At 70.9% G+C, this 25,781-nt stretch carries 25 protein-coding genes; 12 read left to right on the forward strand and 13 right to left on the reverse strand.

What is annotated here, in order from left to right; genetic code table 11:
• Window positions 1–16: 16 nt before the first annotated feature.
• Window positions 17–1,207 carry a 3-hydroxy-9,10-secoandrosta-1,3,5(10)-triene-9,17-dione monooxygenase oxygenase subunit gene (gene hsaA, locus KIH27_RS06075; protein WP_214092043.1) on the reverse strand — a complete coding sequence of 397 codons (1,191 nt, stop codon included), beginning with the start codon at window positions 1,205–1,207 and terminating at the stop codon, window positions 17–19.
• Window positions 1,208–1,382: 175 nt separating this feature from the next.
• On the opposite strand from hsaA, the gene KIH27_RS06080 reads away from it, so the two are divergent.
• Window positions 1,383–2,492, forward strand: a complete 1,110-nt coding sequence (locus KIH27_RS06080) for a 2Fe-2S iron-sulfur cluster-binding protein (protein WP_250149661.1) — start codon at window positions 1,383–1,385, stop codon at window positions 2,490–2,492.
• A 26-nt stretch (window positions 2,493–2,518) separates the two neighbouring features.
• Window positions 2,519–3,091 carry a hypothetical protein gene (locus tag KIH27_RS06085; protein WP_214092045.1) on the forward strand — a complete coding sequence of 191 codons (573 nt, stop codon included), beginning with the start codon at window positions 2,519–2,521 and terminating at the stop codon, window positions 3,089–3,091.
• 94 nt (window positions 3,092–3,185) lie between these two features.
• Here KIH27_RS06085 and KIH27_RS06090 read toward each other — a convergent pair whose 3' ends face one another.
• Entirely contained in the window at window positions 3,186–5,312 is a 2,127-nt protein-coding gene (locus KIH27_RS06090; protein WP_214092046.1) for an acyl-CoA dehydrogenase family protein, read from the reverse strand.
• Window positions 5,313–5,529: 217 nt separating this feature from the next.
• On the opposite strand from KIH27_RS06090, the gene kstR reads away from it, so the two are divergent.
• From kstR to KIH27_RS06105, 3 genes are read left to right on the forward strand one after another with little or no spacing between them, the layout of a single operon-like run.
• On the forward strand, window positions 5,530–6,201 hold the full coding sequence (gene kstR, locus KIH27_RS06095) for a cholesterol catabolism transcriptional regulator KstR (protein WP_250149662.1): 672 nt from the start codon (window positions 5,530–5,532) through the stop codon (window positions 6,199–6,201).
• Complete coding sequence (locus tag KIH27_RS06100) at window positions 6,201–7,121, forward strand: MBL fold metallo-hydrolase (RefSeq protein ID WP_214092047.1); 921 nt, start codon at window positions 6,201–6,203, stop codon at window positions 7,119–7,121. The genes kstR and KIH27_RS06100 overlap by 1 nt, the downstream gene beginning before the upstream one ends.
• Complete coding sequence (locus tag KIH27_RS06105) at window positions 7,118–8,371, forward strand: SLC13 family permease (protein ID WP_214092114.1); 1,254 nt, start codon at window positions 7,118–7,120, stop codon at window positions 8,369–8,371. The genes KIH27_RS06100 and KIH27_RS06105 overlap by 4 nt, the downstream gene beginning before the upstream one ends.
• Here KIH27_RS06105 and KIH27_RS06110 read toward each other — a convergent pair.
• The 3 genes from KIH27_RS06110 to cysS are packed head-to-tail and all read right to left on the reverse strand — an operon-like array spanning window position 8,359 to window position 11,683.
• Window positions 8,359–9,321 carry a glycerophosphodiester phosphodiesterase gene (locus tag KIH27_RS06110; RefSeq protein ID WP_214092115.1) on the reverse strand — a complete coding sequence of 321 codons (963 nt, stop codon included), beginning with the start codon at window positions 9,319–9,321 and terminating at the stop codon, window positions 8,359–8,361. The two genes, KIH27_RS06105 and KIH27_RS06110, sit on opposite strands and share 13 nt — an antisense overlap.
• Window positions 9,321–10,274: a 23S rRNA (guanosine(2251)-2'-O)-methyltransferase RlmB gene (gene rlmB / locus KIH27_RS06115; protein ID WP_214092048.1), complete on the reverse strand. Its 954-nt coding sequence runs from the start codon at window positions 10,272–10,274 to the stop codon at window positions 9,321–9,323. The genes KIH27_RS06110 and rlmB overlap by 1 nt, the downstream gene beginning before the upstream one ends.
• Window positions 10,274–11,683: a cysteine--tRNA ligase gene (gene cysS, locus KIH27_RS06120; RefSeq protein WP_214092049.1), complete on the reverse strand. Its 1,410-nt coding sequence runs from the start codon at window positions 11,681–11,683 to the stop codon at window positions 10,274–10,276. Before cysS ends, rlmB begins: the two co-directional genes overlap by 1 nt.
• Window positions 11,684–11,855: 172 nt before the next feature.
• On the opposite strand from cysS, the gene KIH27_RS06125 reads away from it, so the two are divergent.
• Window positions 11,856–12,617 carry a hypothetical protein gene (locus tag KIH27_RS06125; protein WP_214092050.1) on the forward strand — a complete coding sequence of 254 codons (762 nt, stop codon included), beginning with the start codon at window positions 11,856–11,858 and terminating at the stop codon, window positions 12,615–12,617.
• A 4-nt stretch (window positions 12,618–12,621) separates the two neighbouring features.
• Here KIH27_RS06125 and ispF read toward each other — a convergent pair whose 3' ends face one another.
• The 3 genes from ispF to carD are packed head-to-tail and all read right to left on the reverse strand — an operon-like array spanning window position 12,622 to window position 14,264.
• A complete protein-coding gene (ispF, locus tag KIH27_RS06130) occupies window positions 12,622–13,098 on the reverse strand; it encodes a 2-C-methyl-D-erythritol 2,4-cyclodiphosphate synthase (RefSeq protein ID WP_214092051.1) in 477 nt (158 codons plus the stop codon).
• A complete protein-coding gene (gene ispD / locus KIH27_RS06135; protein ID WP_214092052.1) occupies window positions 13,095–13,757 on the reverse strand; it encodes a 2-C-methyl-D-erythritol 4-phosphate cytidylyltransferase in 663 nt (220 codons plus the stop codon). Before ispD ends, ispF begins: the two co-directional genes overlap by 4 nt.
• 18 nt (window positions 13,758–13,775) lie before the next feature.
• The gene (gene carD / locus KIH27_RS06140; protein ID WP_085085707.1) at window positions 13,776–14,264 is read right to left on the reverse strand and encodes an RNA polymerase-binding transcription factor CarD; all 489 of its coding nucleotides are present in this window, start codon (window positions 14,262–14,264) and stop codon (window positions 13,776–13,778) included.
• A 308-nt stretch (window positions 14,265–14,572) separates the two neighbouring features.
• Here carD and KIH27_RS06145 point away from each other — a divergent pair, with 308 nt between their 5' ends.
• The 3 genes from KIH27_RS06145 to disA are packed head-to-tail and all read left to right on the forward strand — an operon-like array spanning window position 14,573 to window position 17,679.
• Complete coding sequence (locus tag KIH27_RS06145) at window positions 14,573–15,124, forward strand: copper chaperone PCu(A)C domain-containing protein (protein WP_214092053.1); 552 nt, start codon at window positions 14,573–14,575, stop codon at window positions 15,122–15,124.
• 45 nt (window positions 15,125–15,169) lie between these two features.
• Window positions 15,170–16,612 carry a DNA repair protein RadA gene (gene radA, locus KIH27_RS06150; RefSeq protein ID WP_214092054.1) on the forward strand — a complete coding sequence of 481 codons (1,443 nt, stop codon included), beginning with the start codon at window positions 15,170–15,172 and terminating at the stop codon, window positions 16,610–16,612.
• Window positions 16,609–17,679, forward strand: a complete 1,071-nt coding sequence (gene disA / locus KIH27_RS06155; protein ID WP_214092055.1) for a DNA integrity scanning diadenylate cyclase DisA — start codon at window positions 16,609–16,611, stop codon at window positions 17,677–17,679. The genes radA and disA overlap by 4 nt, the downstream gene beginning before the upstream one ends.
• 2 nt (window positions 17,680–17,681) lie before the next feature.
• Here the strand turns inward: disA and KIH27_RS06160 are convergent, their stop codons facing one another.
• Window positions 17,682–18,443: a hypothetical protein gene (locus tag KIH27_RS06160; RefSeq protein WP_214092056.1), complete on the reverse strand. Its 762-nt coding sequence runs from the start codon at window positions 18,441–18,443 to the stop codon at window positions 17,682–17,684.
• Window positions 18,444–18,578: 135 nt separating this feature from the next.
• Entirely contained in the window at window positions 18,579–19,196 is a 618-nt protein-coding gene (locus tag KIH27_RS06165; protein ID WP_214092057.1) for a carbonic anhydrase, read from the reverse strand.
• A gap of 37 nt (window positions 19,197–19,233) precedes the next feature.
• On the opposite strand from KIH27_RS06165, the gene KIH27_RS06170 reads away from it, so the two are divergent.
• Window positions 19,234–20,133 carry an iron-sulfur binding domain-containing protein gene (locus KIH27_RS06170; RefSeq protein WP_214092058.1) on the forward strand — a complete coding sequence of 300 codons (900 nt, stop codon included), beginning with the start codon at window positions 19,234–19,236 and terminating at the stop codon, window positions 20,131–20,133.
• Here KIH27_RS06170 and KIH27_RS06175 read toward each other — a convergent pair.
• Entirely contained in the window at window positions 20,100–20,861 is a 762-nt protein-coding gene (locus KIH27_RS06175) for an alpha/beta fold hydrolase (protein ID WP_214092059.1), read from the reverse strand. The two genes, KIH27_RS06170 and KIH27_RS06175, sit on opposite strands and share 34 nt — an antisense overlap.
• Before the next feature lie 23 nt (window positions 20,862–20,884).
• Between KIH27_RS06175 and KIH27_RS06180 the strand changes: the two genes are divergently transcribed.
• Window positions 20,885–21,199: an antibiotic biosynthesis monooxygenase family protein gene (locus tag KIH27_RS06180; RefSeq protein WP_214092060.1), complete on the forward strand. Its 315-nt coding sequence runs from the start codon at window positions 20,885–20,887 to the stop codon at window positions 21,197–21,199.
• Window positions 21,174–22,538 (forward strand): serine hydrolase, encoded by a 1,365-nt coding sequence (locus KIH27_RS06185; RefSeq protein WP_214092061.1) that lies wholly within the window; start codon window positions 21,174–21,176, stop codon window positions 22,536–22,538. Before KIH27_RS06180 ends, KIH27_RS06185 begins: the two co-directional genes overlap by 26 nt.
• An 18-nt stretch (window positions 22,539–22,556) precedes the next feature.
• Here KIH27_RS06185 and clpC1 read toward each other — a convergent pair whose 3' ends face one another.
• Window positions 22,557–25,088, reverse strand: coding sequence for an ATP-dependent protease ATP-binding subunit ClpC (gene clpC1, locus KIH27_RS06190; protein ID WP_214092062.1), 2,532 nt, complete (start codon window positions 25,086–25,088; stop codon window positions 22,557–22,559).
• Between the two features lie 246 nt (window positions 25,089–25,334).
• On the reverse strand, window positions 25,335–25,670 hold the full coding sequence (gene lsr2, locus KIH27_RS06195; protein WP_214092063.1) for a histone-like nucleoid-structuring protein Lsr2: 336 nt from the start codon (window positions 25,668–25,670) through the stop codon (window positions 25,335–25,337).
• Between the last annotated feature and the right edge of the window lie 111 nt (window positions 25,671–25,781).

Here is a 25,781-nt window from a genome sequence, read left to right on the forward strand (position 1 = left end):
TTGGTGGTTTCGCCGATCAGACCATGGTGTCGCCGGGCGGCAGCCCGAACTCGTGGTTACCGAAGATCATGTAGGCGCGCTCGGGGTCGTTGGCGGCATGCACCCGACCGGCGTGCGCGTCACGCCAGAACCGCTGCACCGGCGCGTCGTTGGACAGCGCGGTCGCGCCGGCCGCCTCGAAGAGCCGGTCGATCGAGGCGATCGCGCGGCCGGTGGCGCGCACCTGGTCGCGGCGGGCGCGGGCCCGCAGGTCGAACGGGACCTCCTGGCCGGCGGCGAGCAGCGCGTACTCGTCGGCGACGTTGCCGATCAGCTGGCGCCAGCCGGCGTCGATGTCACTGGCCGCCTCGGCGATGCGGACCTTGGCGAACGGGTCGTCCTTGGCCTTCTCGCCGGCGAACGCGGCGCGCACCCGCTTGCCCTGGTGCTCGACGTGGGCGTCGTAGGCGCCGTACGCCATGCCCATGATCGGGGCCGAGATCGTGGTGGGGTGCATGGTGCCCCACGGCATCTTGTACACCGCGGCGGTGTTGGTCTCGTAGCCGCCGGCGGTCTGGTCGTTCATCGCCTTGTAGGACAGGAAGCGGTGCCGCGGCACGAACACGTCCTTGACGACGACGGTGTTGGAGCCGGTGCCGCGCAGGCCGACGACGTGCCAGACGTCGTCGATCTTGTACTCGGTCCGCGGGATCAGGAAGCTGCCGAAGTCGACCGGCTTGCCGTCCTTGATCACCGGCCCGCCGAGGAACGCCCAGGTGGCGTGGTCGCAGCCCGACGACCAGTTCCAGGCGCCGTTGACGATGTAGCCGTCGGCGTTCTCGGTGACCACGCCGGCGCCCATCGGGGCGTACGACGACGAGATGCGGACGTTGCTGTCCGAACCCCATACCTCTTCCTGCGCCTTCTGGTCGAACAGCGCCAGGTGCCAGTTGTGCACACCGATGATCGAAGCCACCCAGCCGGTGGACCCGCAGGCGCTGGCGATCCGGCGGACCGCCTCGTAGAAGACGGTCGGGTCGCTCTCCAGGCCGCCCCACTGGGAGGGCTGCAGCAGCGTGAAGAAGCCGATCTCCTCCAGTGCCTTGATGTTGGCGTCGGGGATCTTGCGCAGGTCCTCGGTCTCCTGAGCGCGGTCGCGGATCTGCGGCAGAACCTCGTCGATGGCGGCGAGTACCGACGCGGCATCGCGCTGTTGAGTGGACGTCACTAGATTGCCTCCCGGGAGTGCGGTTGGGTCCGGAGAATGAACCCGCGTACGTTCAGCGGCTCGGTTTGAACGACCGACCTAGTGTGAGACTAGAACACGTTCCGATTTGTGTCGAGCGGGGTATTCCTGCGGCTGGTAGCGATACCGGGCTTGTTTTCTGTAACCTGTTCTAGTTATGACCGTAGATGAGGGGCGGAGCGTGGCGGACACCATTCCGGACGAACCACTGGGCAGTCACGTCCTGCAGTTGAAGATCACCGACGTCATCGCCGAGACCGATGACTCGCGGTCACTGGTGTTCGGCATCCCCGACGGACCCGACGACCCGGGGATCCCGGCCGACCGGCTGAAGTACTCACCGGGCCAGTTCCTGACGCTGCGGATCCCGAGCGACCGCACCGGCTCGGTGGCGCGCTGCTACTCGCTGTGCAGCTCGCCGTTCACCGACGACTCGCTGGCGGTCACCGTCAAGCGGACCGCCGACGGCTACGCCTCCAACTGGCTGTGCGAGCACGCCCACCCCGGGATGCGGGTGCACGTGCTGGCGCCGTCCGGCACGTTCGTCCCCAAGACCCTCGACACCGACTTCCTGCTGATGGGCGCCGGCAGCGGGATCACCCCGATGCTCTCGATCGCCAAGTCGGCACTGTCGCAGGGCAGCGGCAAGGTGACGCTGCTCTACGCCAACCGCGACGAGAAGTCGGTGATCTTCGGCGGCGCGTTGCGCGAGCTCGCCGCCAAGTACCCGGACCGACTGACCGTGGTGCACTGGCTGGAGTCGGTGCAGGGGCTGCCGAGCACCGTCGCACTGGCGCAGTTGGCCGCCCCCTACACCGACCGCCAGGTGTTCATCTGCGGGCCGGGACCGTTCATGCAGGCCTCCCGAGACGCCCTGGAGTCGCTGCAGGTGCCCTCCGCGCAGGTGCACCTGGAGGTGTTCAAGTCGCTGGACAGCGACCCGTTCGCCGCGGTGACCATCGAGGACGCGCCCGACGGAGAAGAGGCTGCCCCGCCCGCCACCCTGACCGTCGAACTCGACGGCGAGAAGCACACCCTGGAATGGCCGCGGCACGTCAAGATGCTGGACCTGCTGCTGGACAAGGGCCTCGACGCACCGTTCTCCTGCCGCGAGGGCCACTGCGGTGCGTGCGCCTGCAACGTCGTCAGCGGCGAGGTGAGCATGGAGGTCAACGACGTGCTCGAACCGGTCGACCTCGCCGAGGGACTCGTGCTGGGCTGCCAGGCGCACCCGGTCACCGATTCGGTGGAAGTGACGTACGACTAGTGAGCTCCCGGCTAGGTTGGTGCGACATGAAACGGTTGCTGATCGTCCCGGCGGCGATGACGCTGCTGACTGCATTGGTGCCGGCGGTGCTCTCCCCGCCGATCGCGGCGGCGTCCAGCGACACCAAGGTCACGCTGTTCCCGGTCAACGACGCCGACCAGTTGCAGACCCACAGCTGGGTCGACTGCGCCGCGCCGCCGGAATGCCGGTTCACCGTCGGCGTGCAGCTGCAGACCCCGGACGGCATGATGGGCTTCCCGCCCGGGCTGTGGGCGCGGCAGAGCACCGAGATCCGCTCCTCGAAGCGGACCGCCTACCTCGACGTGCACACCGACGGCGGCGAGGGCTGGTTCAAGGACCGCGGCGGACCGGGGACCAAGGTGTTCAAGGACGGCACCGGCGCGGTGATCACCTCGATCTACACCGGTGACGGCCCGCCGGAGAAGTACCAGACCAACGGCAGCATCGACGTCCGGGAGTACTCCACCGGCCTGCCGAAGTCCGACGCGAACGTGATCGTCTGCACCCACGTGCAGGTGGTCTACCCGGGCGTCAACCTGATGACGCCGTCCACCTGCGCGGTCACGACGTTCTCCTGAGCACGCTTCGTTGAGTGTGCGGTCAGGGCGGTCTCCGGGACTTGGATTCCGCCACTGACGCACACTCAACGTCGGCCCGACCGGCCGCCGGCTCCTAGCCCCGCGGCAGGCCCAGCAGCCGCTCCGCGGCCAGGGTCAGCAGGATCTGCTCGGTGCCGCCGGCGATCGACAGGCAGCGGGTGTTGAGGAAGTCGTGCACGGCCGGCCCGGCGACCGCGCCGGCGCCGGCGGTGACGTCCATCCGGTACTCGGCCAGCGTCTGCCGGTAGCGCACCCCGATCAGCTTGCGCACCGACGACTCCGAACCGGGGTCCTGCCCGCCGACCGCCAGTTGGGCGATGCGCTGGTCCAGCAGTGAACCGACCTGGGCGGCGACGATCAGCCGCGCCAGCCGGTCCGCGGTCGCGGTGTCCAACTCGGCGCCACCGAGCGCCTTGAGCAGCTCCTCCATCGGGTTGCCCAGCGCGGTGCCGCCGGCGATCGCCACCCGCTCGTTGGCCAGCGTGGTGCGGGCCAGTCGCCAGCCGTCGTTGACGTTGCCGACCACCATCTCGTCGGGCACGAACACGTCGTCGAGGAAGACCTCGTTGAACAACGCCTCACCGGTGATCTCCCGCAGTGGGCGGATGTCGATGCCCGCGGCGGTCATGTCGATCAGGAAGTAGGTGATGCCCTTGTGTTTCGGGGCGTCGGCGTCGGTGCGGGCCAGGCAGACCCCCCACTGGGAGTCGTGCGCCCGCGACGTCCACACCTTCTGCCCGGTCAGCTTCCAGCCGCCGTCGACCTTCACCGCCTTGGTGCGCAGCGCCGCCAGGTCGGAGCCGGCCTCGGGCTCACTGAACAGCTGGCACCAGAACACCTCGCCGGTGAGGGTGGCCGGGATGAACCGTTCGATCTGCTCCGGCGTGCCGTGTTCGAGGATGGTCGGCGCCGCCCACCAGCCGACCACCAGGTCGGGGCGCTCCACGCCGGCGGCCGCCAGTTCCTGATCGATCACCAGCTGTTCGGCCGGCCCGGCGCCACGTCCGTACGGTACGGGCCAGTGCGGCGCCAGCAGCCCGGACTGCGCCAACGCCACCTGACGCTGCTCGACCGGCAGCGCGGCGACTGCGGCCGCCGCCGCGGCGATCTCCGGGCGCTTCTCGGCCGCCTCGCCGAGGTCCACCTCGAGCCGGCGGCGCACCCCGGCCTGGGTCAGCGCCGCGACCCGGCGCAGCCAGCGGTCCGAACCGCCCAGCGCCTGGCCGATCCCGTAGGCCCGCCGCAGGTAGAGGTGGGCGTCGTGCTCCCAGGTGATGCCGATGCCGCCGAGAATCTGGATGGCGTCCTTGACGTTGGTCTTGGCGGCGTCGATGCAGACGGCCGCGGCCACCGCGGCGGCGATCGCGAACTGCTGGTCACCAGCAGCGGAGTCGTCGGCAGCAGCGCTGGCGGCGTCGGCGGCGGCCACCGCGGCCTGGTCGGCGCGGCACAGCATCTCCGCGCACAGGTGCTTGATGGCCTGGAAGCTGCCGATCGGCTTGCCGAACTGCTCGCGCACCTTGGCGTAGTCCACGGCGATGTCCAGCGCCCACCGGGCCACCCCGGCGGCCTCCGCCGACAGCACGGTGGCGAGCAGGTTCTCGATGCGCGCCCCGCCCTCCAGCGCCACCGCCGGGGTGTCGGTCAGCGTCACCCGGGCCAGCGGCCGGGAGAAGTCGGTGGCGGTCAGCGGCTCGACGAGCACCCCGTCGCCCGCTGCGTCCACCAGCACCCAGGTCTGCCCGGCCGGCAGCAGCAGCAGCCCGTCGGCAACCGCCCCCAGCACCCGCTCGGCGATCCCGGACGCCCGCCCGTCGGTGACGCTCAGGTCGGCGTCGAGGGCCGCCCCGGCGACCCGCTGCCCGGCGGCCAGCGCCTCCACCAGCGTCGGGTCGCCGACCACCAGGGTGGCCAGCGCGGTGGTGGCGACCGGTCCGGGGACCAGCGCCTTGGCGGCCTCGTCGACCATCGCGCAGAGGTCCTCCAGCCGTCCGCCGACACCGCCGAGGTCCTCGGGCACCGCCATCCCGAACAGCCCCAGCTCGGCCACCCGGTCGAACACCTTCCGCCAGGCGTCCGGCTCGCCCAGTTCCACCGCACGGATCGCCTCGGCGGTACCGGCCGCGGCGGCCCAGTCCCGGACCAGTTCGCGGGCCGCGAGCTGTTCGTCGGATGTGGTCTGGTTGACGGCCTGCGCCACGCTGGGCTCCTCCGGATAGTGCCGAGTCTTTGAATTTCGTACGTGAGACGGGTCACCGACTCACTAGAACGTGTTCTAATAGTGCCAGCGTCCGAGCGTCAAGTCGAACTGTTATGGCAGGACACGTCGTGTCCCGACGGTACGGGAGGTGGGAGATTCACATACGCGATGCGTATCGTTTCTGGCGAGCAAGTCAACAGAAGGAGTTACCCGCCGCATGTCGCGACCAGCCGACAGTAACTCGAACCGGGACCCCGGCGCCCAGCCACGCGAGGTCATCAACGTGGCGGTGCTGACCGAATCCGATCTGGGTTCGGAAGCGCAGCGCGAGCGCCGGAAACGGATTCTGGACGCAACCCTGGCCATCGCCTCCAAGGGCGGCTACGACGCCGTCCAGATGCGCGCCGTGGCCGACCGCGCCGACGTCGCGGTCGGCACCCTCTACCGCTACTTCCCGTCGAAGGTGCACCTGCTGGTGTCGGCGATGGGCCGCGAGATCGAACGCATCGAGAGTCGCAGCGAGCCGTCGGTCGGCATCGAGGGCACCCGCCACCAGCGGCTCAACGCGGTGGTCAGCAAACTCAACCGCGCCATGCAGCGCAATCCGCTGCTGACCGAGGCCATGACCCGCGCCTACGTCTTCGCCGACGCCTCGGCGGCCGGCGAGGTCGACTACGTCCAGAAGCTCATCGACTCGATGTTCGCCCGGGCGATGAGCGAGGGCGAACCGACCGAGGAGCAGTACCACATCTCGCGGGTGATCTCCGACGTGTGGCTGTCCAACCTGCTGGCCTGGCTCACCCGGCGCGCATCCGCCACCGACTTCAGCACCCGCCTGGATCTGGCGGTGCGACTGCTGATCGGTGACGAGGACCGTCCCAAGGTCTGATGCGGCTCAAATCCGGCCGGCCCGACCTGGCCCGGTACTCCGACCGGTTCGACGTGCCGGCCGCTCACGCCGGTGCGCCGCTGTCGGTGACCTGGCTGGGCGTCTCGACGCTGCTGATCGACGACGGGTCGTCGGCGCTGCTGACCGACGGGTACTTCTCCCGGCCGACGCTGGCGCGGATGGTGTTCGGCACGGTGGCGCCGGTGCCGGCGCGCATCGACGACTGCCTGGGCCGGGCCGGAATCGACCGGCTCGCCGCGGTGGTCGCGGTGCACACCCATGTCGACCATGTGCTGGACTCCGCGGTGGTCGCCGAGCGCACCGGCGCGGTGCTGGTCGGCGGCGAGTCGGCGGCGAACGTCGGCCGCGGCGGCGGGCTGCCCGAGGATCGGCTGGTCATCGCCGTGCCGGGCGAGCCGATCGCGCTGGGCGCCTACGACGTCACCCTGGTCGAGTCGCGGCACTGCCCGCCGGACCGGTTCCCCGGCGTCATCACCGAACCCGTCACGCCCCCGGTCCGGGTGTCGGCCTACCGGTGCGGCGAGGCGTGGTCGGCCGTCGTCGCGCACCGGCCGTCGGGCCGGCGGCTGCTGGTCGTGGGCAGTGCCGGCTTCGCACCCGGCGCCCTGGCCGGGCAGCACGCCGAGGTCGCCTACCTGGGCGTCGGCCAACTGGGCTTGCAGCCGCACCGCTACCTGGTCGACTACTGGACCGAGACCGTGCGCGCGGTCGGCGCGCGGACCGTCGTACTGACCCACTGGGACGATTTCTTCCGGCCGCTGTCCGAACCGCCGCGGGCACTGCCGTACAGCGGGGACGACCTCGACGTCTCACTGCGCGTGCTGAGCGGACTGGCCGCGGACGACGGTGTCGCGCTGCACCTGCCACGGGTGTGGCAGCGTGAGGATCCGTGGACCTGAGGCTGGCTTTCGCAGTTCTGCTGCTCGCGGTGGTGCTCGGTTTCGCGGTGGCCCGCCCACGGGGTTGGCCGGAGGCGTTCGCGGCCGTGCCGGCCGCGGGGGTGCTGATCGGCTGCGGGCTGATCTCGGTCCACGACGCCGCCGCGGAGACAGCCGGACTGCTGCGGGTGGTCGCGTTCCTGGGCGCGGTGCTGGTCCTCGCACAACTCTGCGACGACGAGGGCTTGTTCGAGGCGGCCGGCGCGGCGATGGCCCGGGCCGACGTCGGCCCCCCGCAGCACCTGCTGCGCCGGGTGTTCGTCATCGCCGCCGGCCTGACCGCGGTGCTGAGCCTGGACGCGACCGTCGTGCTGCTGACGCCGGTGGTGCTGACGATGGCGCGCCGGCGCCGGGCACCACTGCGGCCGCACGCCTACGCCACCGCGCACCTGGCCAACACGGCGTCCCTGCTGCTGCCGGTGTCCAACCTGACCAACCTGCTGGTGTTCCACGACGCCGGCCTGTCGTTCGTGCGGTTCACCGCGCTGATGGCCGCGCCGTGGCTGATCGCCACCGGCACCGTGTACCTGGCCTTCCGGTGGTTCTTCGCCGCGGATCTTCGGGCCACCCCGGTGCAGGTGCAGGCCGGCCCGCCGCCGCCGGTACCGGTCTTCGTGTTGGTGGTGCTCGCCCTGACCCTCGCCGGCTTCGTGGTCACCGAGTCGTTCGGCGTCGCCCCGGCGTGGGCGGCGTTCGGCGGCGCCGGCGTGCTGGCGGTGCGCAGCCTCGCGCAGGGCCGCAGCACCCCGACCGGCATCCTGCGGTCGGCGAACGTGGGCTTCCTCGTCTTCGTGCTGGCGCTGGGCGTGGTGGTGCGGGCCGTCACCGGCAACGGATTGGGCACCGCCATCGGCCACGTGCTGCCGCACGGCTCGAGCCTGCCGGCGCTGCTCGGGATCGCCGTGGTGGCGGCCGTACTGGCCAACGTCGTCAACAACCTGCCGGCGACGCTGGTGCTGACCCCACTGGTGGTGCCGTGCGGGCCGGTCGCGGTGCTGGCGCTGTTGATCGGGGTCAACGTCGGACCGAACCTGACCTACGCGGGCTCGCTGTCGAACCTGCTGTGGCGGCGCATCGTGCGGCGTCATCGGGTACCGGCCGGTGTCGGCGAGTACACCCGGCTGGGGCTGTGCACGGTGCCGCCGACGCTGGTGCTGGCCGTACTGGCGCTGTGGGCGGTCGCGACCCTGCTCGGCGTTCAGCCGCGCTGACAGGCCCGCGGCAGCGGGACGCCCAGTTCGGCCAGCACGCCACGCAGCCGGGTCGGGTAGTCGGTGATGAGCCCGTCGACGCCGTCGGCGATCTGCGCGCGCATGTCGGCGGTGTCGTTGACGGTCCAGGGAATCACCCGGAGCCCCAACGCATGCGCCCGCGCCACGAAGTCGGCGTCGACCATGGTGTACTCCGGCGACAGGATGTCCGCACCCACCGAGGCTGCCCCGGCGATCGGATCCGGTGTGATCGCCGGGTCGATCCCGGCCAGCCACGGCGAACCCGGCAGCCAGGTGGTGTCGTCCCAGAGCGCCACCAGTGGGATCGACGGTTCGGCGCGGCGGACCATCGGCAGGGTGCGCCAGTCGAAGCTCTGGATGTCGACGGCGGCCACCTTCCCGGCGGCGCGCACCGCGGCGAGGATGACGTCGACGAACTCCCGCGGGTCCGCCGATGCACCGGGCCGGTCCGCCTCCACCTTGGTCTCGATGTTGTAGCGGACGTCGGCCCGGTAGGAGTCGGCGAGCGCGAACACCTCCGGCAGCGTCGCAATCCGGTTGCCGCGCACCACTTCTGCTGCGGGGAATTCCGGCAGCGGCCGGCCGCAGTCCAGCGTGCGGATCTGCTCCAGCGTCAGGTCGTGCACCAGTTTGCCGACGTACGGGTGCTGCGGGTCACCGGGGAACGCCGGTGCGGTGTCGGCGCACTTGGCGGGTTCGAGCACCGGGTCGTGCCAGACCAGCGGCTGACCGTCGCGGGTCAAGACGATGTCGAGTTCTAAGGTGCTGACCCCGAGTTCCAGGGATTTGGCGAACGCGCGCAACGACTCCTCGGTGGTCTCGCCGCGACCACCGCGGTGCGCCTGCAGGTCGAAGGCGGGTGGCTGTGCCGCGGCGCTCGGCATCAGCGCGACGACCGTCGCGGCCAGAACTCCGACGACACCACGGATCACCTTCGCTGGCGGGCGATTTCGGCGAGCACCACCCCGGCGGCTACCGAGGCGTTGAGCGATTCGACCGGCCCGGCCATCGGGATCGACACCACCGCGTCGCAGTTCTCCCGGACCAGCCGGGACAGGCCCTTGCCCTCCGACCCGACCACGACGACGAGCGGGCCGGTGGCGTCGAGTTCGTCGATCCGGGTGTCGCCGCCCGCGTCCAACCCGATCACCTGCAGGCCGCGGTTCTTCCAGCCCTTCAGCGTCTGGGTCAGGTTCGGTGCGCGGCCGACCGGGATGCGCGCTGCCGCACCGGCACTGGTCCGCCAGGCCACCGCGGTGACCGACGCGGACCGGCGCTGCGGGATCAGCACCCCGTGGCCGCCGAACGCCGCCACCGACCGGACGATCGCGCCGAGGTTGCGCGGGTCGGAGATGTTGTCCAGCGCGACCAGCAGGGCGGGGTCGTGGCTCTGCGCGGCGGCGGCCAGCAGATCGTCGGGGTGGGCGTAGTTGTATGCCGGCACCTGCAGGGCGATGCCCTGATGCAGGCCGTTGGTGGTCATCTTGTCCAGGTCGGAGCGCGGCACCTCAAGGATCGGGATGCCGCTGTCCGCTGCCCGGGCAACGGATTCGGTGAACCGCTCATCCGCCTCGGCGCCGAGCGCGACGTACAGCGCGGTGGCCGGCACCCCGGTCCGCAGGCATTCCAGGACCGGGTTGCGGCCCAGCACGGTCTCGGTGTCGTCGGTGCGTTTCGACGCCCGGTAGGCGCGCTGCTGCTGGGTGATCCGCTGCTGCTTGGCGGCCCGCTTGGCGGCCGGGTGATAGGACCGCTCATGCGCCGGCGGGGTGGCGCCCCGGCCCTCCAGGCCGCGCCGCCGCTGACCGCCGGAGCCAACCGTGGGTCCCTTCTTGGTGCCCTCTTTGCGCACCGCGCCACGGCGTTTGGAATTACCGGCCATCAGGAGTCCTCCCCGGTCGTGAGCGACCACTGCGGCCCGTCGCCGGTGTCGGTGACCTCGACGCCGGCGGCCTTGAGCCGGTCCCGGATCTCGTCGGCCTGCGCCCAGTCGCGGTCGGCGCGGGCGGTGGCCCGGCGCTCGAGTTCCGCGCGGACCAGAACGTCGACGGCTGCGAGCGCGGCGGAGGCCTCGTCGCGGGAATCCCAGCGCTCATCGAGCGGGTCGCAGCCGAGGATGCCCATCATGGCCCGGATCGACTCGGCGGCGGCCATGGCGCCCGCCCGGTCACCGGTGTCCAGCGCCCGGTTGCCCTCAGCACGGGCCCCGTGCACCTCCGCCAGCGCGGCCGGGACGGCGAGGTCGTCGTCGAGGGCGGCGGCGAACCGCGGCGTCCACTCGCCCACCGCGACCGCACCGACCCGCACCCGCACCCGGTGCAGGAAGTCCTCGATGCCCACGTAGGCGTTGACGGCGTCGCGCAGCGCGGTCTCGGAGAACTCCAGCATCGACCGGTAGTGCGCGCTGCCCAGGTAGTAGCGCAGTTCGGCGGGGCGCACCCGGTCGAGCACCGCCGACATCGACAGCACGTTGCCCAGCGACTTGCTCATCTTCTCGCCGCCGAGGGTGACCCAGCCGTTGTGCAGCCAGTACCGGGCGAAGCCGTCGCCGGCGGCCCGGCTCTGCGCGATCTCGTTCTCATGGTGCGGGAAGACCAGGTCCATGCCGCCGCAGTGGATGTCGAACTCCGCGCCCAGGTAGGTCCCGGCCATCGCCGAGCACTCCAGGTGCCAGCCCGGCCGGCCGCGGCCCCACGGGGTGGGCCAGCTGGGCTCACCGGGTTTGGCGCCCTTCCACAGCGTGAAGTCCCGCGGGTCGCGTTTGCCGGTGGCGACGCCCTCGCCCTGGTGCACGTCGTCGATCCGGTGCCCGGACAGCTGGCCGTAGTCGGGGTAGCTGAGCACGTCGAAGTACACGTCGCCCCCGCCGGCGTAGGCGTGTCCGGTCTCGATGAGCCGCTCGATCAGCTCGACCATCTGGGTGACGTGGCCGGTGGCACGGGGCTCGACCGACGGCGGCAGCACGCCCAGGGCGTCGTAGGCGGCGGTGAAGGCCCGCTCGTAGGTGGCGGCCCACTCCCACCAGGGCCGACCGGCAGCGGCGGCCTTGGTGAGGATCTTGTCGTCGATGTCGGTGACATTGCGGACGAACGCCACGTCGTAGCCGCGCGCGGTCAGCCAGCGGCGCAGCACGTCGAACGCGACACCGCTGCGGACGTGGCCGATGTGCGGGGCGGCCTGCACGGTGGCGCCGCACAGATAGATGGAGGCGTGCCCGGGCCGCAGCGGAACGAAGTCACGCACGGCGCCGGTTGCCGTGTCATGCAGTCGCAGGCTGGGGCGATCGGTCACGACGTGCCAGCTTACCGGGCGGGCAGCAGCGCAAATACAGAAGCGTCGGTGAGGGCGGTGCGGCGGGCTGCGGCACGCCCGGTGGTCTTGCGTCGACGGTAAGTGGCAGGTCGTCGCGGATCAGTGGACGAGTGACGGCGGTTACGCATATAGTGCGCCCGTGGGCATGAGGATGACGATCGCTTCTGGGACGCTGCTGGCGGCACTGGCCGTGGCGGGCGCGGCGGTCGGGCATGCCGCCCCGAATGACGAGCAGGCGCCGGCCCCGGTGAACACCGGTGACCTCACCGCGGCGACCGCCCCGGCGACGACGGACGGCCCCGAGTCGGCGGCCGAGTCCCTGCTGCCGCCGAAGGTGCACGCCCCGGCCCCGACCGCCGAGGACCCGAACTCTCCCCCCGGAGCGGCCCCGGCCGCCAACGACGACCCAGGCGCAGCAGCCGCCCCGGCTCCCGCGCTCGGCGGTCTCGGCGGGCTCGGCTCCCTGGGTTCGATGGGCAGCTCGATCGGCAGCTCGATGGCGATGATGGGCCCGATGTACGCCGCGTACATCCCCGTGATGGGCGCCCCGATGCTGGCGAACCAACTGCCGGGCATGGTGGAGAAGGCCGTCCAGGAGCACGAGGCCGGGCTGTCCTCCTCCGGTTCTGCTGCGGCCGTCGACCCGAACCTGCCCGCCACGCTGGGCCTGGTTCCCGGCGACATCCCGAATCCGGACGCCGACCCGGCATCGCTGGCCGAGGCCGCACCGGCCGCAGCGTCGGTGCTCGACGCCGGTTCAGCCGCGGCGACACCCGCCTTCGACGGCGGCTTCGTGCCCGACGTGACCGCGCTGACCGAGGCGCTCGGCGACGTCGGGGACCACGTCAACCTGGGCCTGGACACCGGCGGCATGGCCACCTGCGGCGCACTCACCGCCTTCGGCTGGTGCTGACCGGCTAAACCGGCACCACCAGGGCGGTGGCGATCGCCGCCAGCCCCTCCCCGCGCCCGGTCAGGCCGAGCCCGTCCGTCGTCGTCGCCGACACCGACACCGGGGCGCCGAGCAGACCCGACAGCAACTCCTGCGCCTCGGCACGGCGCGGCCCGATCTTCGGCCGGTTGCCGATCACCTGCACCGCGGCGTTGCCGATCGCGAAACCGGCCTCGGCGAGCAGATCCCGGACATGGCCGAGCATCACCGCACCCGTCACACCCGCCCAGCGGGGATCGTCGACGCCGAACACCGCCCCCAGGTCGCCCAGGCCGGCCGCGGACAGCAGCGCGTCGCAGAGCGCGTGGGCGGCGACATCGCCGTCGGAGTGCCCGGCACAGCCGCCCGCGCCGTCGAACAGCAGACCCAGCAGCCAGCACGGGCGCCCCGGCTCGATCGGGTGCACGTCGGTGCCCAGCCCGACCCGCGGCAGCCCGCTCACCCGGCCACGACCGTCTCGGCCAGCAGCAGATCCATCCGGTCGGTGATCTTGAAGGCCAGCGGGTCACCGTCGACCACCTGCACCTGACCGCCGACCTGCTCCACCAGTGAGGCGTCATCGGTGAACGTGCCGGTGCCGGCGCGCTGGTAGGCGCGCAACAGCAGTTCGGTCTGGAAGCCCTGCGGTGTCTGCACCGCCCGCAGACCGGCACGCTCCGGGGTGCCGAGCACGGCGCCGTTGGCGTCGACGGCCTTGATCGTGTCCACCACCGGCAGCGCCGGCACCACGGCGGGGTGCCCGGCCTGCAGCGCCTCGACGACGCGGACGATCAGTGCCGGGGGTGTCAGCGGCCGCGCTGCATCGTGCACCAGCACGAACCGTGATTCCGGCACGGCCTGCAGTGCCAGGCGCACCGATTCGACCCGTTCCGCGCCTCCGGCGACGACGATCGCCCGCTTACCGAGCAGCAGGGTGGCCTCATCGGTGCGGTCGGCGGGCACCGCCACCACGACCCGATCGACGACCCCGGACGCCAGCAGGCCGGCTACCGCGCGTTCGACCAGCGTTTGCCCGCCGAGCGGGCAGAACGCCTTGGGAACGCCGACGGCCAGCCGCTGACCGGACCCCGCGGCCGGAACGACCGCGACGGTGCCCGTCAAGGAACTTCTCCGGGTGATCTAGGAGGCCGCGGCCAGAACCTCGTCGAGGATGGTCTCGGCCTTGGCGTCGTCGGTGTTCTCCGCCAGCGCCAACTCGCCCACCAGGATCTGCCGAGCCTTGGCCAGCATCCGCTTCTCGCCGGCGGACAGTCCACGCTCCTGGTCCCGGCGCCACAGGTCGCGAACGACCTCGGCGACCTTGTGCACGTCACCGGAGGCGAGCTTCTCCAGGTTGGCCTTGTACCGACGCGACCAGTTGGTCGGCTCCTCGGTGTGCGGTGCGCGCAGCACCTGGAAGACCTTGTCCAGGCCTTCCTGTCCGACGACGTCGCGGACACCGACGTATTCTGCGTTTTCAGCGGGGACGCGAACGGTGAGGTCGCCTTGAGCCACCTTCAGGACGAGGTATTCCTTCTGCTCGCCTTTGATGGTCCGGGTTTCAATCGCCTCGATTAACGCTGCACCGTGGTGTGGATATACGACGGTGTCTCCGACCTTAAAGATCATCTGATTCGAGCCCCTTTCGCTGACCCATCCTAACATGCCGCTCAACCACCCGGGGAACAACGGTGCAGGTCAGGGGTATCGCAGACCCCGGCGGGGGGTTGACACCGAGCCTAAACCGTGCTGCCGACAACCCCTTCCGGGCCGCCGGGGAGCCGGCTTTCCCCGCGCCCAGCAACCACGCCGTCGGCGGCAACCCTGCGCTATCGCCGGCGCGGGCGTGCTACTACAGTGCATAGTCAATATGCTGCGGCGACACGCTAACCGGCTCGCTGCGACCATCGTTTCGACCGTTTAGCAGGAGGCCGCAAGTGAACCGGTTCAACAGGGCGTGCAGTGCAGCTGCGATCGGCTTGTTCGCCACCGCGGCGCTGGCCGGGTGCGGCACCGGGCAGATCTCGCAGACCACCGACCAGGCCTCCGCCGTCAACGGGTCGGCGGCCACCGTCGGCGACCTCGCGTTGCGCGACGTGCGCATCCAGGCGGTGCAGACCGGCGATGCGCTGAAGCCCGGCGACACCGTGGACCTGGTGTTCGTCGCCAGCAACCAGTCGTTGAGCGAAGCCGACGAGCTGACCGGCATCACCAGCGCGGTCGGCAAGGTCTCGGTGACCGGCAGCAAGTCGCTGCCCGCCGGCGGCGTGCTGGTCGTCAGCGCTCCGGTCGCCTCGGATCTGACGGCGGCGCCGGCCACCCCGAAGCAGTCGCGCGGTGCGGACAACACCTCGGCCGGTGCGGCCACACTGACGCTGGACAAGCCGATCAGCAACGGCCTCACTTACGACTTCACCTTCGACTTCAAGCGGGCCGGGGAGATCAAGCTGGCCGTGCCGATCTCGGCTGAGGGCGCCTCGCACCACTAGTCGCGTCGCACACCGCCTGTCGGACTCGCCCGCTACGGTCAGCGGGTGGCAAAAGCTCGTTCCCTGTACCGGTGCTCGCAGTGCGGGCACAGCACCGCCAAATGGGTTGGTCGGTGCCCGGAGTGCGGGGACTGGGGCGGCATCGCCGAGGTCGCCCCGCTGAGCGGGGCCGGCGCCACCGGCCTGCGGGCGGCGGCACCGGAGCGGCCCGCGGTCCCGATCAGCTCCATCGCGCCGGGCTGCGCGCAACCCCAACCGACCGGGGTCGACGAACTCGACCGGGTGCTGGGCGGTGGCCTGGTGCCGGGCTCGGTGACACTGCTGGCCGGTGATCCGGGCGTCGGCAAATCGACGCTGCTGCTGGAGGTCGCGCATCGCTGGGCACAGGCCGGACGGCGCGCCCTGTACATCTCCGGCGAGGAGTCCGCCGGGCAGATCCGGTTGCGGGCCGAGCGCACCGGATGCAGTCATGACGAGATCTACCTGGCCGCCGAGTCGGACCTGCGGACCGTGCTGGGCCACCTCGAGGCGGTCCGGCCGACGCTGGTGGTGGTCGACTCGGTGCAGACGGTGGCGGCCACCGAGACCGACGGCGTGATCGGCGGCGTCACGCAGGTGCGCGCGGTGACGGCCGCCCTGACCGCGGCGGCGAAGACCTCCGGGGTGGCGTTGGTGCTGGTCGGGCACGTCACCAAGGACGGCGCCATCGCCGGCCCGCGGTCGTTGGAGCACCTGGTCGACGTGGTGCTGCACTTCGACGGCGACCGCAACGCCGTCCTGCGGATGGTCCGGGCGGTGAAGAACCGGTTCGGCGGCACCGACGAGGTCGGCTGCTTCCTGCTGCACGACACCGGCATCGAAGCGGTCACCGACCCGTCCGGGCTGTTCCTGGAACGCCGCAGCGAACCGGTGGCCGGCACCGCCATCACCGTGGCACTGGACGGCAAGCGCCCGCTGATCGGGGAGGTGCAGGCCCTGCTGGCCACCCCGTCGAGCGGGACTCCGCGCCGTGCGGTCAGCGGCATCGACCACGCCCGGTCCGCCATGATCACCGCGGTGCTCGACAAGCACGCCTCGCTGCCGATCGGCGCCGGCGACATCTATCTGTCCACGGTGGGCGGCATGCGGCTCACCGACCCGTCGACGGATCTGGCCGTCGCGATCGCGCTGGCCTCCGCCTACGCCGACCTGCCGCTGCCGGCGACGACGGTGGTGGTCGGAGAGGTGGGACTGGCCGGCGATCTGCGGCCGGTCAGCGGGATGGACCGCCGGCTGACCGAAGCCGCTCGGCTCGGCTTCACCACCGCGCTGACACCGCCGGGCGCCCCGCCGCGGGTGGGCGAGCTGCACACGGTGCCCGCCCCGAACATCGTGACGGCGCTGCGCCACCTGCTCGACCTTGCCGAACACCGTGCCCGGCCGGCGCCGCTGCATCTGCTCGACCGTCCGCATGAACCCGGTCCTGCGGGGCAGAATGGGCGTTTGTGAACCCTGAGTTGCGGGAGGCCGTCGCCCGGCTGGCGCCAGGGGCGCCGCTGCGCGACGGCCTGGAGCTCATCCTGCGCGGGAAGACCGGTGCGTTGATCGTGCTCGGCTACGACAGCGTCGTCGAGACCATCTGCGACGGCGGGTTCGCGCTCGACGTGCGCTACGCCCCCACCCGGCTGCGCGAACTGTCGAAGATGGACGGCGCCGTGGTGCTCTCCACCGACGGCTGCCGCATCCTGCGCGCCAACGTGCAGCTGGTGCCGGACCCGTCGATCCCCACCGAGGAGTCCGGCACCCGGCACCGGTCCGCGGAGCGCACCGCCATCCAGACCGGGCTGCCGGTCGTCTCGGTCAGCCACTCGATGAACATCGTCACCCTCTACGTCGGCGGCGACCGCCATGTGCTGACCGACTCGGCGACGATCCTCTCCCGCGCCAACCAGGCGATAGCGACGCTGGAGCGATACCGCACCCGCCGCGACGACGTCAGCCGGCAGCTGTCCCGGGCTGCGATCGAAGGGCTCGCCACCCTGCGCGACGTGACGACCGTGGTGCAGCGGCTGGAGCAGGTCCGCCGGATCGGCATCGTGATCGGCAACGACGTGATCGAGGCGGGCACCGACGGGCGGCAGCTGCAACTGCAGCTCGACGAACTGCTCGGCGGCAACGACGCCGCGCAGGAGCTGCTGGTGCGCGACTACCACGCCAACCCCAAACCGCTGTCCAAACGGCAGGTGCAGGCCGTCCTGGACGCGCTGCAAGCCCTGTCGGACACCGACCTGCTCGACCTCACGGTGCTGGCGAAGACCCTCGGCTACCCGGCGACGGCCGCGGCGCAGGACTCAACGGTCTGCCCGCGCGGTTACCGGGCGCTCGCCCACATCCCGGGTCTGCAGTTCGCCCACGCCGACGTGCTGGTGCAGACGTTCGGCACCCTGCCGAGCCTGCTGGCCGCCAGCACCGACGATCTGCAGGCCGTCGAGGGGATCGGCACCGCCTGGGCACGGCATGTCCGGCAGGGTCTGTCGCAGATGATGGAGTTCGCCGTCTCCGACCGGCTGGCCTGAGCTCAGTTGCCCGGCGGGGCCTCTTGCCCCGGCTGCCCCTCGCCCGGCGGCGGTCCGTCCGGTGCGGGTTCCGCCAGGATGAACGGCACCGTCGCCGAACGCAGGTTCCCCAGTTGAACGACGAGGTTGTAGGTGCCCGGCCCGATCGGCTGCCGCGGCAGCGGGCACTGCGGCGCCGACCCCATCCCGGTCCAGGTGACCGTCGTCGTCACCTGCTCGCCCGGGTTGAACGTCTTGACCAGCGTCTCGTTGGACGGCGCGCAGTCCAGGTTCGACCACAGCCGCTGGTTGTCCAGCGAGTAGACATAGGCGGCCAGCACAGCCGCACCCACATCCCGCTTGCAGCCGACCAGGCCGATGTTGGTGACGACCATCGTGAACTGGGGCTGCTCGCCGACGCTGTACTGCGGCTGGTTGGTCAGGCCCTTGACGGCCAGCGTCGAGTCGGGGCAGTCGTCGCCCTCCTTGAGCACCGGCGGCGGGTTGACCGCGGCGGTCGGGGTGACCGAGGGCTCCGGCGCCTGCGCCGCCGGCGGCACCACCGGCGTCTTGACCTCCTCGGGACCCGGCGCGGCCCCGTCCTTGAGGCCGTGCTGGGCCGACTTGTTCGTGGCGGTGCTGTCGGCGCCGGCGCTGGTGTGCACGACGGCGAAGATGATCGCCGACACGATGGCGATCACCAGCACCCCGATGCCCACTGCCAAGCCACGGCGCCGCCAGTAGATCTGCGACGGCAACGGTCCCTGCGGTTCCAAATCCAGCACGTTCCCACGGTAAGTCGAGCTCACCGCGAGTCGTCCGACCGCTGTCGGCGTGTCGTTCCCGCTTCGTGACCTTGGGGGACTATCCGCCGGTCCGGCTTCGGCTCTCCTACGTCGAGCCTCGCCAACCGTCGGGGACTATTCGCCGATGTTCCCCAGATGCTCGCGGGCGCTCACCCGGCCGTCGGCCAGGTGGTAGGTGGCGCCGACGACGGCCAGGGTGCCCGCCGCGATCCGCTCGGCGATCACCGTGGAGCGGGCCGCCAACTGGGCGACGGTCTCGTTGACGTGCCGGGTCTCGAACTCGTCGACCGCCGTCAGTCCCTCCCGGCGACCCAGCAGGACCGACGGCGTCACCTTCTCGACGACGTCCCGCAGGTAGCCGCCGGGGACCGCACCCTCGTCGAGGGCCGCCAGCGTCGCCTTGATCGCGCCGCAGCTGTCGTGGCCGAGCACCACGATCAGCGGCACGTTGAGCACCGCCACCCCGAACTCGATCGAGCCCAGCACGGCCGAGTCGAGCACGTGGCCCGCGGTGCGCACCACGAACATGTCGCCGAGGCCCTGGTCGAAGATGAGTTCGGCGGCCACCCGGCTGTCACCGCAGCCGAACACCACCGCGGTCGGCTTCTGGCCGTCGGTGAGCGCCGCCCGCCGGGCGACGTCCTGGCTGGGATGGGCGGGTTCACCGGCGACGAAGCGCTCGTTACCCTCCCTGAGTGCCTTCCACGCGGATATCGGGTTCGAGTTGGGCATGGTCGCCATTCTGCCCTGCCCGTCCGACAGGCGTTCGATGAGCGTCGACCCCGACGCCCTGCTCGGCTGGTTCGACCGCGCCGAGCGGGAACTGCCGTGGCGGGCCGCCGATGTCACCCCGTGGCAGATCCTGGTCAGTGAGTTCATGCTGCAGCAAACGCCGGTGGCGCGGGTGCTGCCGACCTGGACCGACTGGGTGACGCGCTGGCCGACGCCGGCGGCGACCGCGGCCGCCTGCCGGGCCGATCTGCTGCGGGCCTGGGGCAAGCTGGGCTACCCGCGCCGGGCCGTGCGGCTGCACGAGGCGGCGGAGGTGATCGTCCGCGAGCATGCCGGCGTGGTTCCCGACGACGTCGACGCCCTGCAGCGACTGCCCGGCGTCGGCGCGTACACCGCCCGGGCGGTGGCCTGTTTTGCCTACGGCAGACGAGTCCCGGTGGTGGACACCAACGTTCGCCGGGTGGTGGCCCGCGCCGTGCACGGACTCGCCGACGCCGGTCCGCCGGCAACAGTCCGGGACCACGCCGACGCGGCGGCACTGCTGCCGCCCGACGCCCGCGCGGCCCGCTTCTCAGCGGCGTTGATGGAACTCGGTGCGCTGGTGTGCACGGCCCGGGCACCGCAGTGCGCGGTGTGCCCGCTGCGGGATTCCTGCGCCTGGCATGTCGCCGGGCGACCGGCGGGCACCGCACCCCGGCGCCCCGCCCAGCGTTACGCCGGCACCGACCGTCAGGTGCGCGGCCGGCTGCTGGATGTGTTGCGGGACAGCGCAACCCCGGTCACCAGGGCCGAACTGGACGTGGCGTGGCCGGCCGACGACGTGCAGCGTGAGCGCGCCCTGGCCGCACTGCTCGCCGACGGACTGGCCGAGCGCACCGCCGACGGCAGGTTCGCGCTGCCCGGTCAGGACAGGAACGCCACGACCGCGTCGCGGTAGACCGCCGGCGCGTCGTCGTGCACCAGGTGGCCCGCTTCCGGCACCAGCAGATACTCACTGCGGCAACCGATCTCATGCATCCGGCGCATCTGCCCAGGCGGCGTCACCGAATTGCCCGCCTCGATCAGCAGGGTGGGCGCCTGCACGGCGCGCCACTGCGACCAGTAGTCGCGGGTGCCCCATTCGGCGGCGATCTCGATCCAGCGCGCCATCTGGCCGTGCAGTCGCCAGCCGGTCGGGGTGCGGTCGAACGCCGCCAGGAAATAGCGTCCCGCAACGTCGCCGAACTCGGCGATGATCTGCTCGGCGGAGTCGAACTCGACCGGCAGCGCGTGCGCCCACGGCTCCCACGGCCCGGTGGTGCGGCCCCGGAAGTCGGGCGCCATGTCCTCGACCACCAGCTTCGACACCAGTTCGGGATGCTCGGCGGCCAGGCACCAGGCGTGCAGCCCGCCCATCGAATGCCCGACCAGCCGCACCGGGACATCCAGCGCCGTCACGGCGGGGGCCAGGTCGGCGACGAACCGCTCGGTGGAGACCGGGTGGGGGTCGGCCACGTCGCGACCGCGGTGCCACGGGGCGTCGTAGGTGTAGACCGCGCCCAGCGAAGTCAGCCACGGCAGTTGATCCGACCAGGTGCTGCCGCGGCCCATCAGCCCGTGGACGAGGATCACCGGTTCGCCGGTCCCGCCGCGATAGGTCAGGAGGTCGGGCGGTGTGGTCGGCACAGCGGGCACGGTAGCCTAACCGCATGTCAGTGGTGAAGATCAACGCAATCTCCGTCCCCGAAGGCGCCGGCCCCGAGCTGGAGAAGCGATTCGCCGATCGGGCCGGAACGGTGGAGAACTCCCCTGGCTTCCAGGGCTTTCAGCTGCTGCGTCCGGTGAAGGGCGAGGACCGCTACTTCGTGGTGACCCAGTGGGAGTCCGACGAGGCGTACGAAGCGTGGGTGCGCGACCACTCGGCGGCCGCGCACAGCGGTTACGGGAAGCCGGTGTCGACCGGCGCCGGCAGCATGGAGTTCGAGGTCGTGCTCGACGTTGCCGGAACCGCCGCTCAGGCGTAACCGGGTGCGGCGCCACCTCGCGGTATGCACGGTCGCCGTCCTGGTGGCGGCCGTCCCCGCCGCCGGTTGCGCCCCCTCCCCCGCACTGCCACCGGAGTCGGCGGAGACCGGCGTCTCGATACCGGTGACCACCGCGCCGGGTCTGCGCGCCAAGCAGACGATGGACATGCTCAACTCGGACTGGCCGATCGGCCCGGTCGGGGTGCGCACGCTGGCCGCACCGGCCAAGGTGGATCAGGTGGTGACCACCATGGAGTCGCTGTGGTGGGACCGCCCGTTCCGGGTTTCCAGCGTCGACATCGGCGCCGGCACCGCCACCCTGCACCTGATGACGTCCTACGGCGCCCGGCAGAACATCAAGATCCGCACCGACGACGCCGGGATGGTGGAGACGTTCAAACCGTCGACGGAGCCGCCGCGGATCCGCTCCTGGCACGACGTCGACACCGTGCTGAGCCGCACGGGAGCCCGGTATTCCTACCAGGCGGCCCGGGTCGACGGCGGGGTGTGCAAGCCGGTGGCGGGCGTCAACACCACGCAGCCGCTGCCGCTCGCGTCGATCTTCAAGCTGTACGTGTTGCTGGCGGTGGCCGACGAGGTGAAGGCGCACCGGGTGTCCTGGGACGATCCGCTGACGATCACCGGCCGCGCGAAGGTCGTCGGCTCCTCGGGGCTGGAGGAACTGCCCGACGGGGCGCACGTCTCGGTGCGGACCGCCGCCGAGAAGATGATCGCCACCAGCGACAACATGGCCACTGATCTGCTGATCGGCCGGGTCGGGAAGCGCGCCGTCGAGCACGCGCTGGCCGTCGCCGGCCACCACGACCCGGCCGCGATGACGCCGTTTCCCACCATGTACGAGATGTTCTCGATCGGCTGGGGCAAACCGGATCTGCGGGAGCAGTGGCAGCACGGCTCACCGCAGCAACGGGCGGCGCTGCTGAAAGACGCCGATTCCCGCCCGTATGACCCGGACCCGCTCCGCGCGCATGTGCCGGCGTCGAAGTACGGGGCGGAGTGGTACGGCAGCGCCGCGGACATCTGCCGGGTGCACGTCGCACTGCAGCGCGGCGCCACCGGCGCGGCCGCACCGGTCCGGGAGATCCTGTCCGCGGTGCGCGGCATCGACCTGAGCCGTGAGCAGTGGCCGTACGTGGGCGCCAAAGCCGGTGGGCTCCCCGGCGACCTGACGTTCAGCTGGTACGCCATCGACCGTGGCGGTCAGCCGTGGGTGGTCAGCTTCCAGCTCAACTGGGACCGGGACCACGGAAAGAGCGTCGGCAGCTGGATGCTGCAGGTCGCCCGGCAGGCGTTCGCGCTGCTGCCGGCGAAGCACTAGGCCCCGCCGGCAGCCCCACTACTCGCCGGCCGGTGCGCCCGCCTGCGCGAGGTCCGCCGCGGACTCCTGGGCCGGCTTCTTGCTCCCGGCGAAGGTGAACACCGCGTTCTCGTGCGCGCCCTCGCCGTCCCAGTTCTCCACGTCGACGGTGACCAGCTGACCGGGACCGAGCTCCTCGAACAGGATCTTCTCGGACAGCTGGTCCTCGATCTCCCGCTGGATGGTGCGCCGCAGCGGACGCGCCCCGAGCACCGGGTCGAAACCACGCTTGGCCAGCAGCGACTTCGCCTTCTCGGTCAGCTCGATCTCCATGTCCTTGGCCCGCAGCTGCTTGGCGACCCGGCCGATCATCAGATCGACCATCTGGATGATCTCGTCCTGGCTGAGCTGGTGGAAGACGATGATGTCGTCGATCCGGTTGAGGAACTCGGGCCGGAAGTGCTTCTTCAGCTCGTCGTTGACCTTGAGCTTCATCCGCTCGTAGTTGTTCTCCCCACCGCCCTGGGTGAAGCCCAGCCCGACGGCCTTGGAGATGTCGGAGGTGCCCAGGTTGGAGGTGAAGATCAGCACGCAGTTCTTGAAGTCGACCGTGCGGCCCTGACCGTCGGTGAGCCGGCCGTCCTCGAGCACCTGCAGCAGGCTGTTGTAGATCTCCTGGTGCGCCTTCTCGATCTCGTCGAACAGCACCACACTGAACGGCTTGCGCCGCACCTTCTCGGTGAGCTGGCCGCCCTCCTCGTAGCCGACGTACCCGGGGGGCGCGCCGAACAGCCGGGAGGCGGTGAACCGGTCGTGGAACTCGCCCATGTCGATCTGGATCAGCGCGTCGTCGTCGCCGAACAGGAACTCCGCGAGCGCCTTGGACAGCTCGGTCTTCCCGACGCCGGACGGGCCGGCGAAGATGAACGACCCGGACGGACGCTTGGGGTCCTTCAGCCCGGCCCGGGTGCGGCGGATCGCCTTGGAGACGGCCTTGACGGCGTCGGTCTGGCCGATGATCCGCTTGTGCAGCTCGTCTTCCATCCGCAGCAGTCGGGTGGTCTCGGCCTCGGTCAGCTTGAACACCGGGATGCCGGTCCAGTTGCCCAGCACCTCGGCGATCTGCTCGTCGTCGACCTCGGCGACGACGTCCATGTCACCGGAGCGCCACTGCTTCTCCCGCTCGGCGCGCTGCGCGACCAGCTGCTTCTCCCGGTCCCGCAGGTTGGCGGCCTTCTCGAAGTCCTGCGCGTCGATCGCCGATTCCTTCTCCCGGCGGGCGTCGGCGATCTTCTCGTCGAACTCGCGCAGGTCCGGCGGCGCGGTCATCCGGCGGATTCGCATCCGGGCGCCGGCCTCGTCGATCAGGTCGATCGCCTTGTCCGGCAGGAACCGGTCGTTGATGTAGCGGTCGGCCAGGGTGGCGGCGGCGACGATCGCGGCGTCACTGATCGAGACCCGGTGGTGGGCCTCGTAGCGGTCCCGCAGCCCCTTGAGGATCTCGATGGTGTGCTCCACCGACGGCTCCCCGACCTGCACCGGCTGGAACCGGCGCTCCAGGGCGGCGTCCTTCTCGATGTACTTGCGGTACTCGTCGAGCGTGGTGGCGCCGATGGTCTGCAGCTCACCGCGGGCCAGCTTCGGCTTGAGGATGGAGGCGGCGTCGATCGCGCCCTCGGCGGCACCGGCCCCGACGAGCGTGTGCAACTCGTCGATGAACAGGATGATGTCGCCGCGGGTGTTGATCTCCTTGAGCACCTTCTTCAGGCGCTCCTCGAAGTCACCGCGGTAGCGGCTGCCGGCGACCAGCGAACCCAGGTCCAGGGTGTAGAGCTGCTTGTCCTTCAGCGTCTCGGGGACCTCGCCGTGCACGATGGCCTGGGCCAGCCCTTCGACGACGGCGGTCTTGCCGACGCCGGGCTCACCGATCAGCACCGGGTTGTTCTTGGTGCGCCGGGACAGCACCTGCATGACCCGCTCGATTTCCTTCTCGCGGCCGATCACCGGGTCGAGCTTGCCCTCGGCGGCCGCCGCGGTCAGGTTGCGGCCGAACTGGTCGAGGACCAGCGACGTCGACGGGCTGCCGGACTCGCCGCCGCGGCCGCCGGTGCCCGCCTCGGCGGTCTCCTTGCCCTGGTAGCCGCTGAGCAGCTGGATCACCTGCTGGCGGACCCGGGTCAGGTCGGCGCCGAGCTTCACCAGCACCTGCGCGGCGACGCCCTCGCCCTCACGAATCAGGCCGAGCAGAATGTGCTCGGTGCCGATGTAGTTGTGGCCGAGCTGCAGCGCCTCGCGCAGCGAAAGCTCCAGCACCTTCTTGGCGCGCGGCGTGAACGGGATGTGGCCGGACGGCGCCTGCTGCCCCTGGCCGATGATCTCCTCGACCTGGCTGCGCACGCCTTCCAGCGAGATGCCCAGCGATTCCAGCGACTTGGCGGCGACGCCTTCGCCCTCGTGGATCAGCCCGAGCAGGATGTGCTCGGTGCCGATGTAGTTGTGGTTGAGCATCCGGGCCTCTTCTTGGGCCAGGACGACAACCCGACGCGCTCGGTCGGTGAATCTCTCGAACATCGGCGGTTACCTGCTCTCCCTCAACATCGGTGCCATCCACTGTAGTAGGCGGCCACTTGCGTTGTGCGCCGGACGGGACAGGTGCGCACACGCGCATAAAACGGCCCGGACCGGTACGCCTGTCGCAACGTCGGGAAATCCGGAATCGTTTCCAATTCGGGCCGCGGACCGGTTCGCTGGAAGCGAAAACGACCGGCCCGGCGTCGCCTCGCGGCGGCCGGACCGGTCGTTCTGCCGTGCGTGTTTTTAGGTCGCCGCGTGGAACGCGTCGATGATGTCCGCCGGGATGCGCCCGCGGGTCGACACATTGTGTCCGTTGCGCCGCGCCCACTCCCGGATCGCCGCGCTCTGCTCGCGGTCGATGGTCCCGCGCCGGCCCTCACCGGACCGGCCGCGCCGACGGCCGCCGACGCGACGGCCCGCGTCGGCCCACTTCTTCAGCTCGGCGCGCAGTTTCGCCGCATTCTTGCTCGAAAGGTCGATCTCGTAGGTGACTCCGTCGACGCCGAATTCCACCGTTTCGTCGGCGGCACCCTCACCATCGAAATCATCGATCAAGGTGACGGTCACTTTTTTCGCCACTGGCTCACCCCTTAGTTAACGTTGATGCGCACATGCTGTGCGGAAGACTGATGCGGATTCGGCCCCGTCAACCAATGTGCCATAAATATTCGGTTGCTTCAACACAACCAC

Origin of the sequence: Mycolicibacter acidiphilus (assembly GCF_018455725.1) — a bacterium.
In the GTDB taxonomy this organism is placed as follows: domain Bacteria; phylum Actinomycetota; class Actinomycetes; order Mycobacteriales; family Mycobacteriaceae; genus Mycobacterium; species Mycobacterium acidiphilum.

Bases quoted from the DNA above. Each gene is read 5' to 3' on its own strand.
- KIH27_RS06080 (WP_250149661.1), top strand. From the start codon at position 1,383: ATGACCGTAGATGAGGGGCGGAGCGTGGCGGACACCATTCCGGACGAA.
- KIH27_RS06085 (WP_214092045.1), top strand. From the start codon at position 2,519: ATGAAACGGTTGCTGATCGTCCCGGCGGCGATGACGCTGCTGACTGCA.
- kstR (WP_250149662.1), top strand. From the start codon at position 5,530: ATGTCGCGACCAGCCGACAGTAACTCGAACCGGGACCCCGGCGCCCAG.
- KIH27_RS06100 (WP_214092047.1), top strand. From the start codon at position 6,201: ATGCGGCTCAAATCCGGCCGGCCCGACCTGGCCCGGTACTCCGACCGG.
- rlmB (WP_214092048.1), bottom strand. From the start codon at position 10,274: ATGGCCGGTAATTCCAAACGCCGTGGCGCGGTGCGCAAAGAGGGCACC.
- KIH27_RS06125 (WP_214092050.1), top strand. From the start codon at position 11,856: ATGACGATCGCTTCTGGGACGCTGCTGGCGGCACTGGCCGTGGCGGGC.
- carD (WP_085085707.1), bottom strand. From the start codon at position 14,264: ATGATCTTTAAGGTCGGAGACACCGTCGTATATCCACACCACGGTGCA.
- KIH27_RS06165 (WP_214092057.1), bottom strand. From the start codon at position 19,196: ATGCCCAACTCGAACCCGATATCCGCGTGGAAGGCACTCAGGGAGGGT.
- KIH27_RS06170 (WP_214092058.1), top strand. From the start codon at position 19,234: ATGAGCGTCGACCCCGACGCCCTGCTCGGCTGGTTCGACCGCGCCGAG.
- KIH27_RS06180 (WP_214092060.1), top strand. From the start codon at position 20,885: ATGTCAGTGGTGAAGATCAACGCAATCTCCGTCCCCGAAGGCGCCGGC.
- clpC1 (WP_214092062.1), bottom strand. From the start codon at position 25,088: ATGTTCGAGAGATTCACCGACCGAGCGCGTCGGGTTGTCGTCCTGGCC.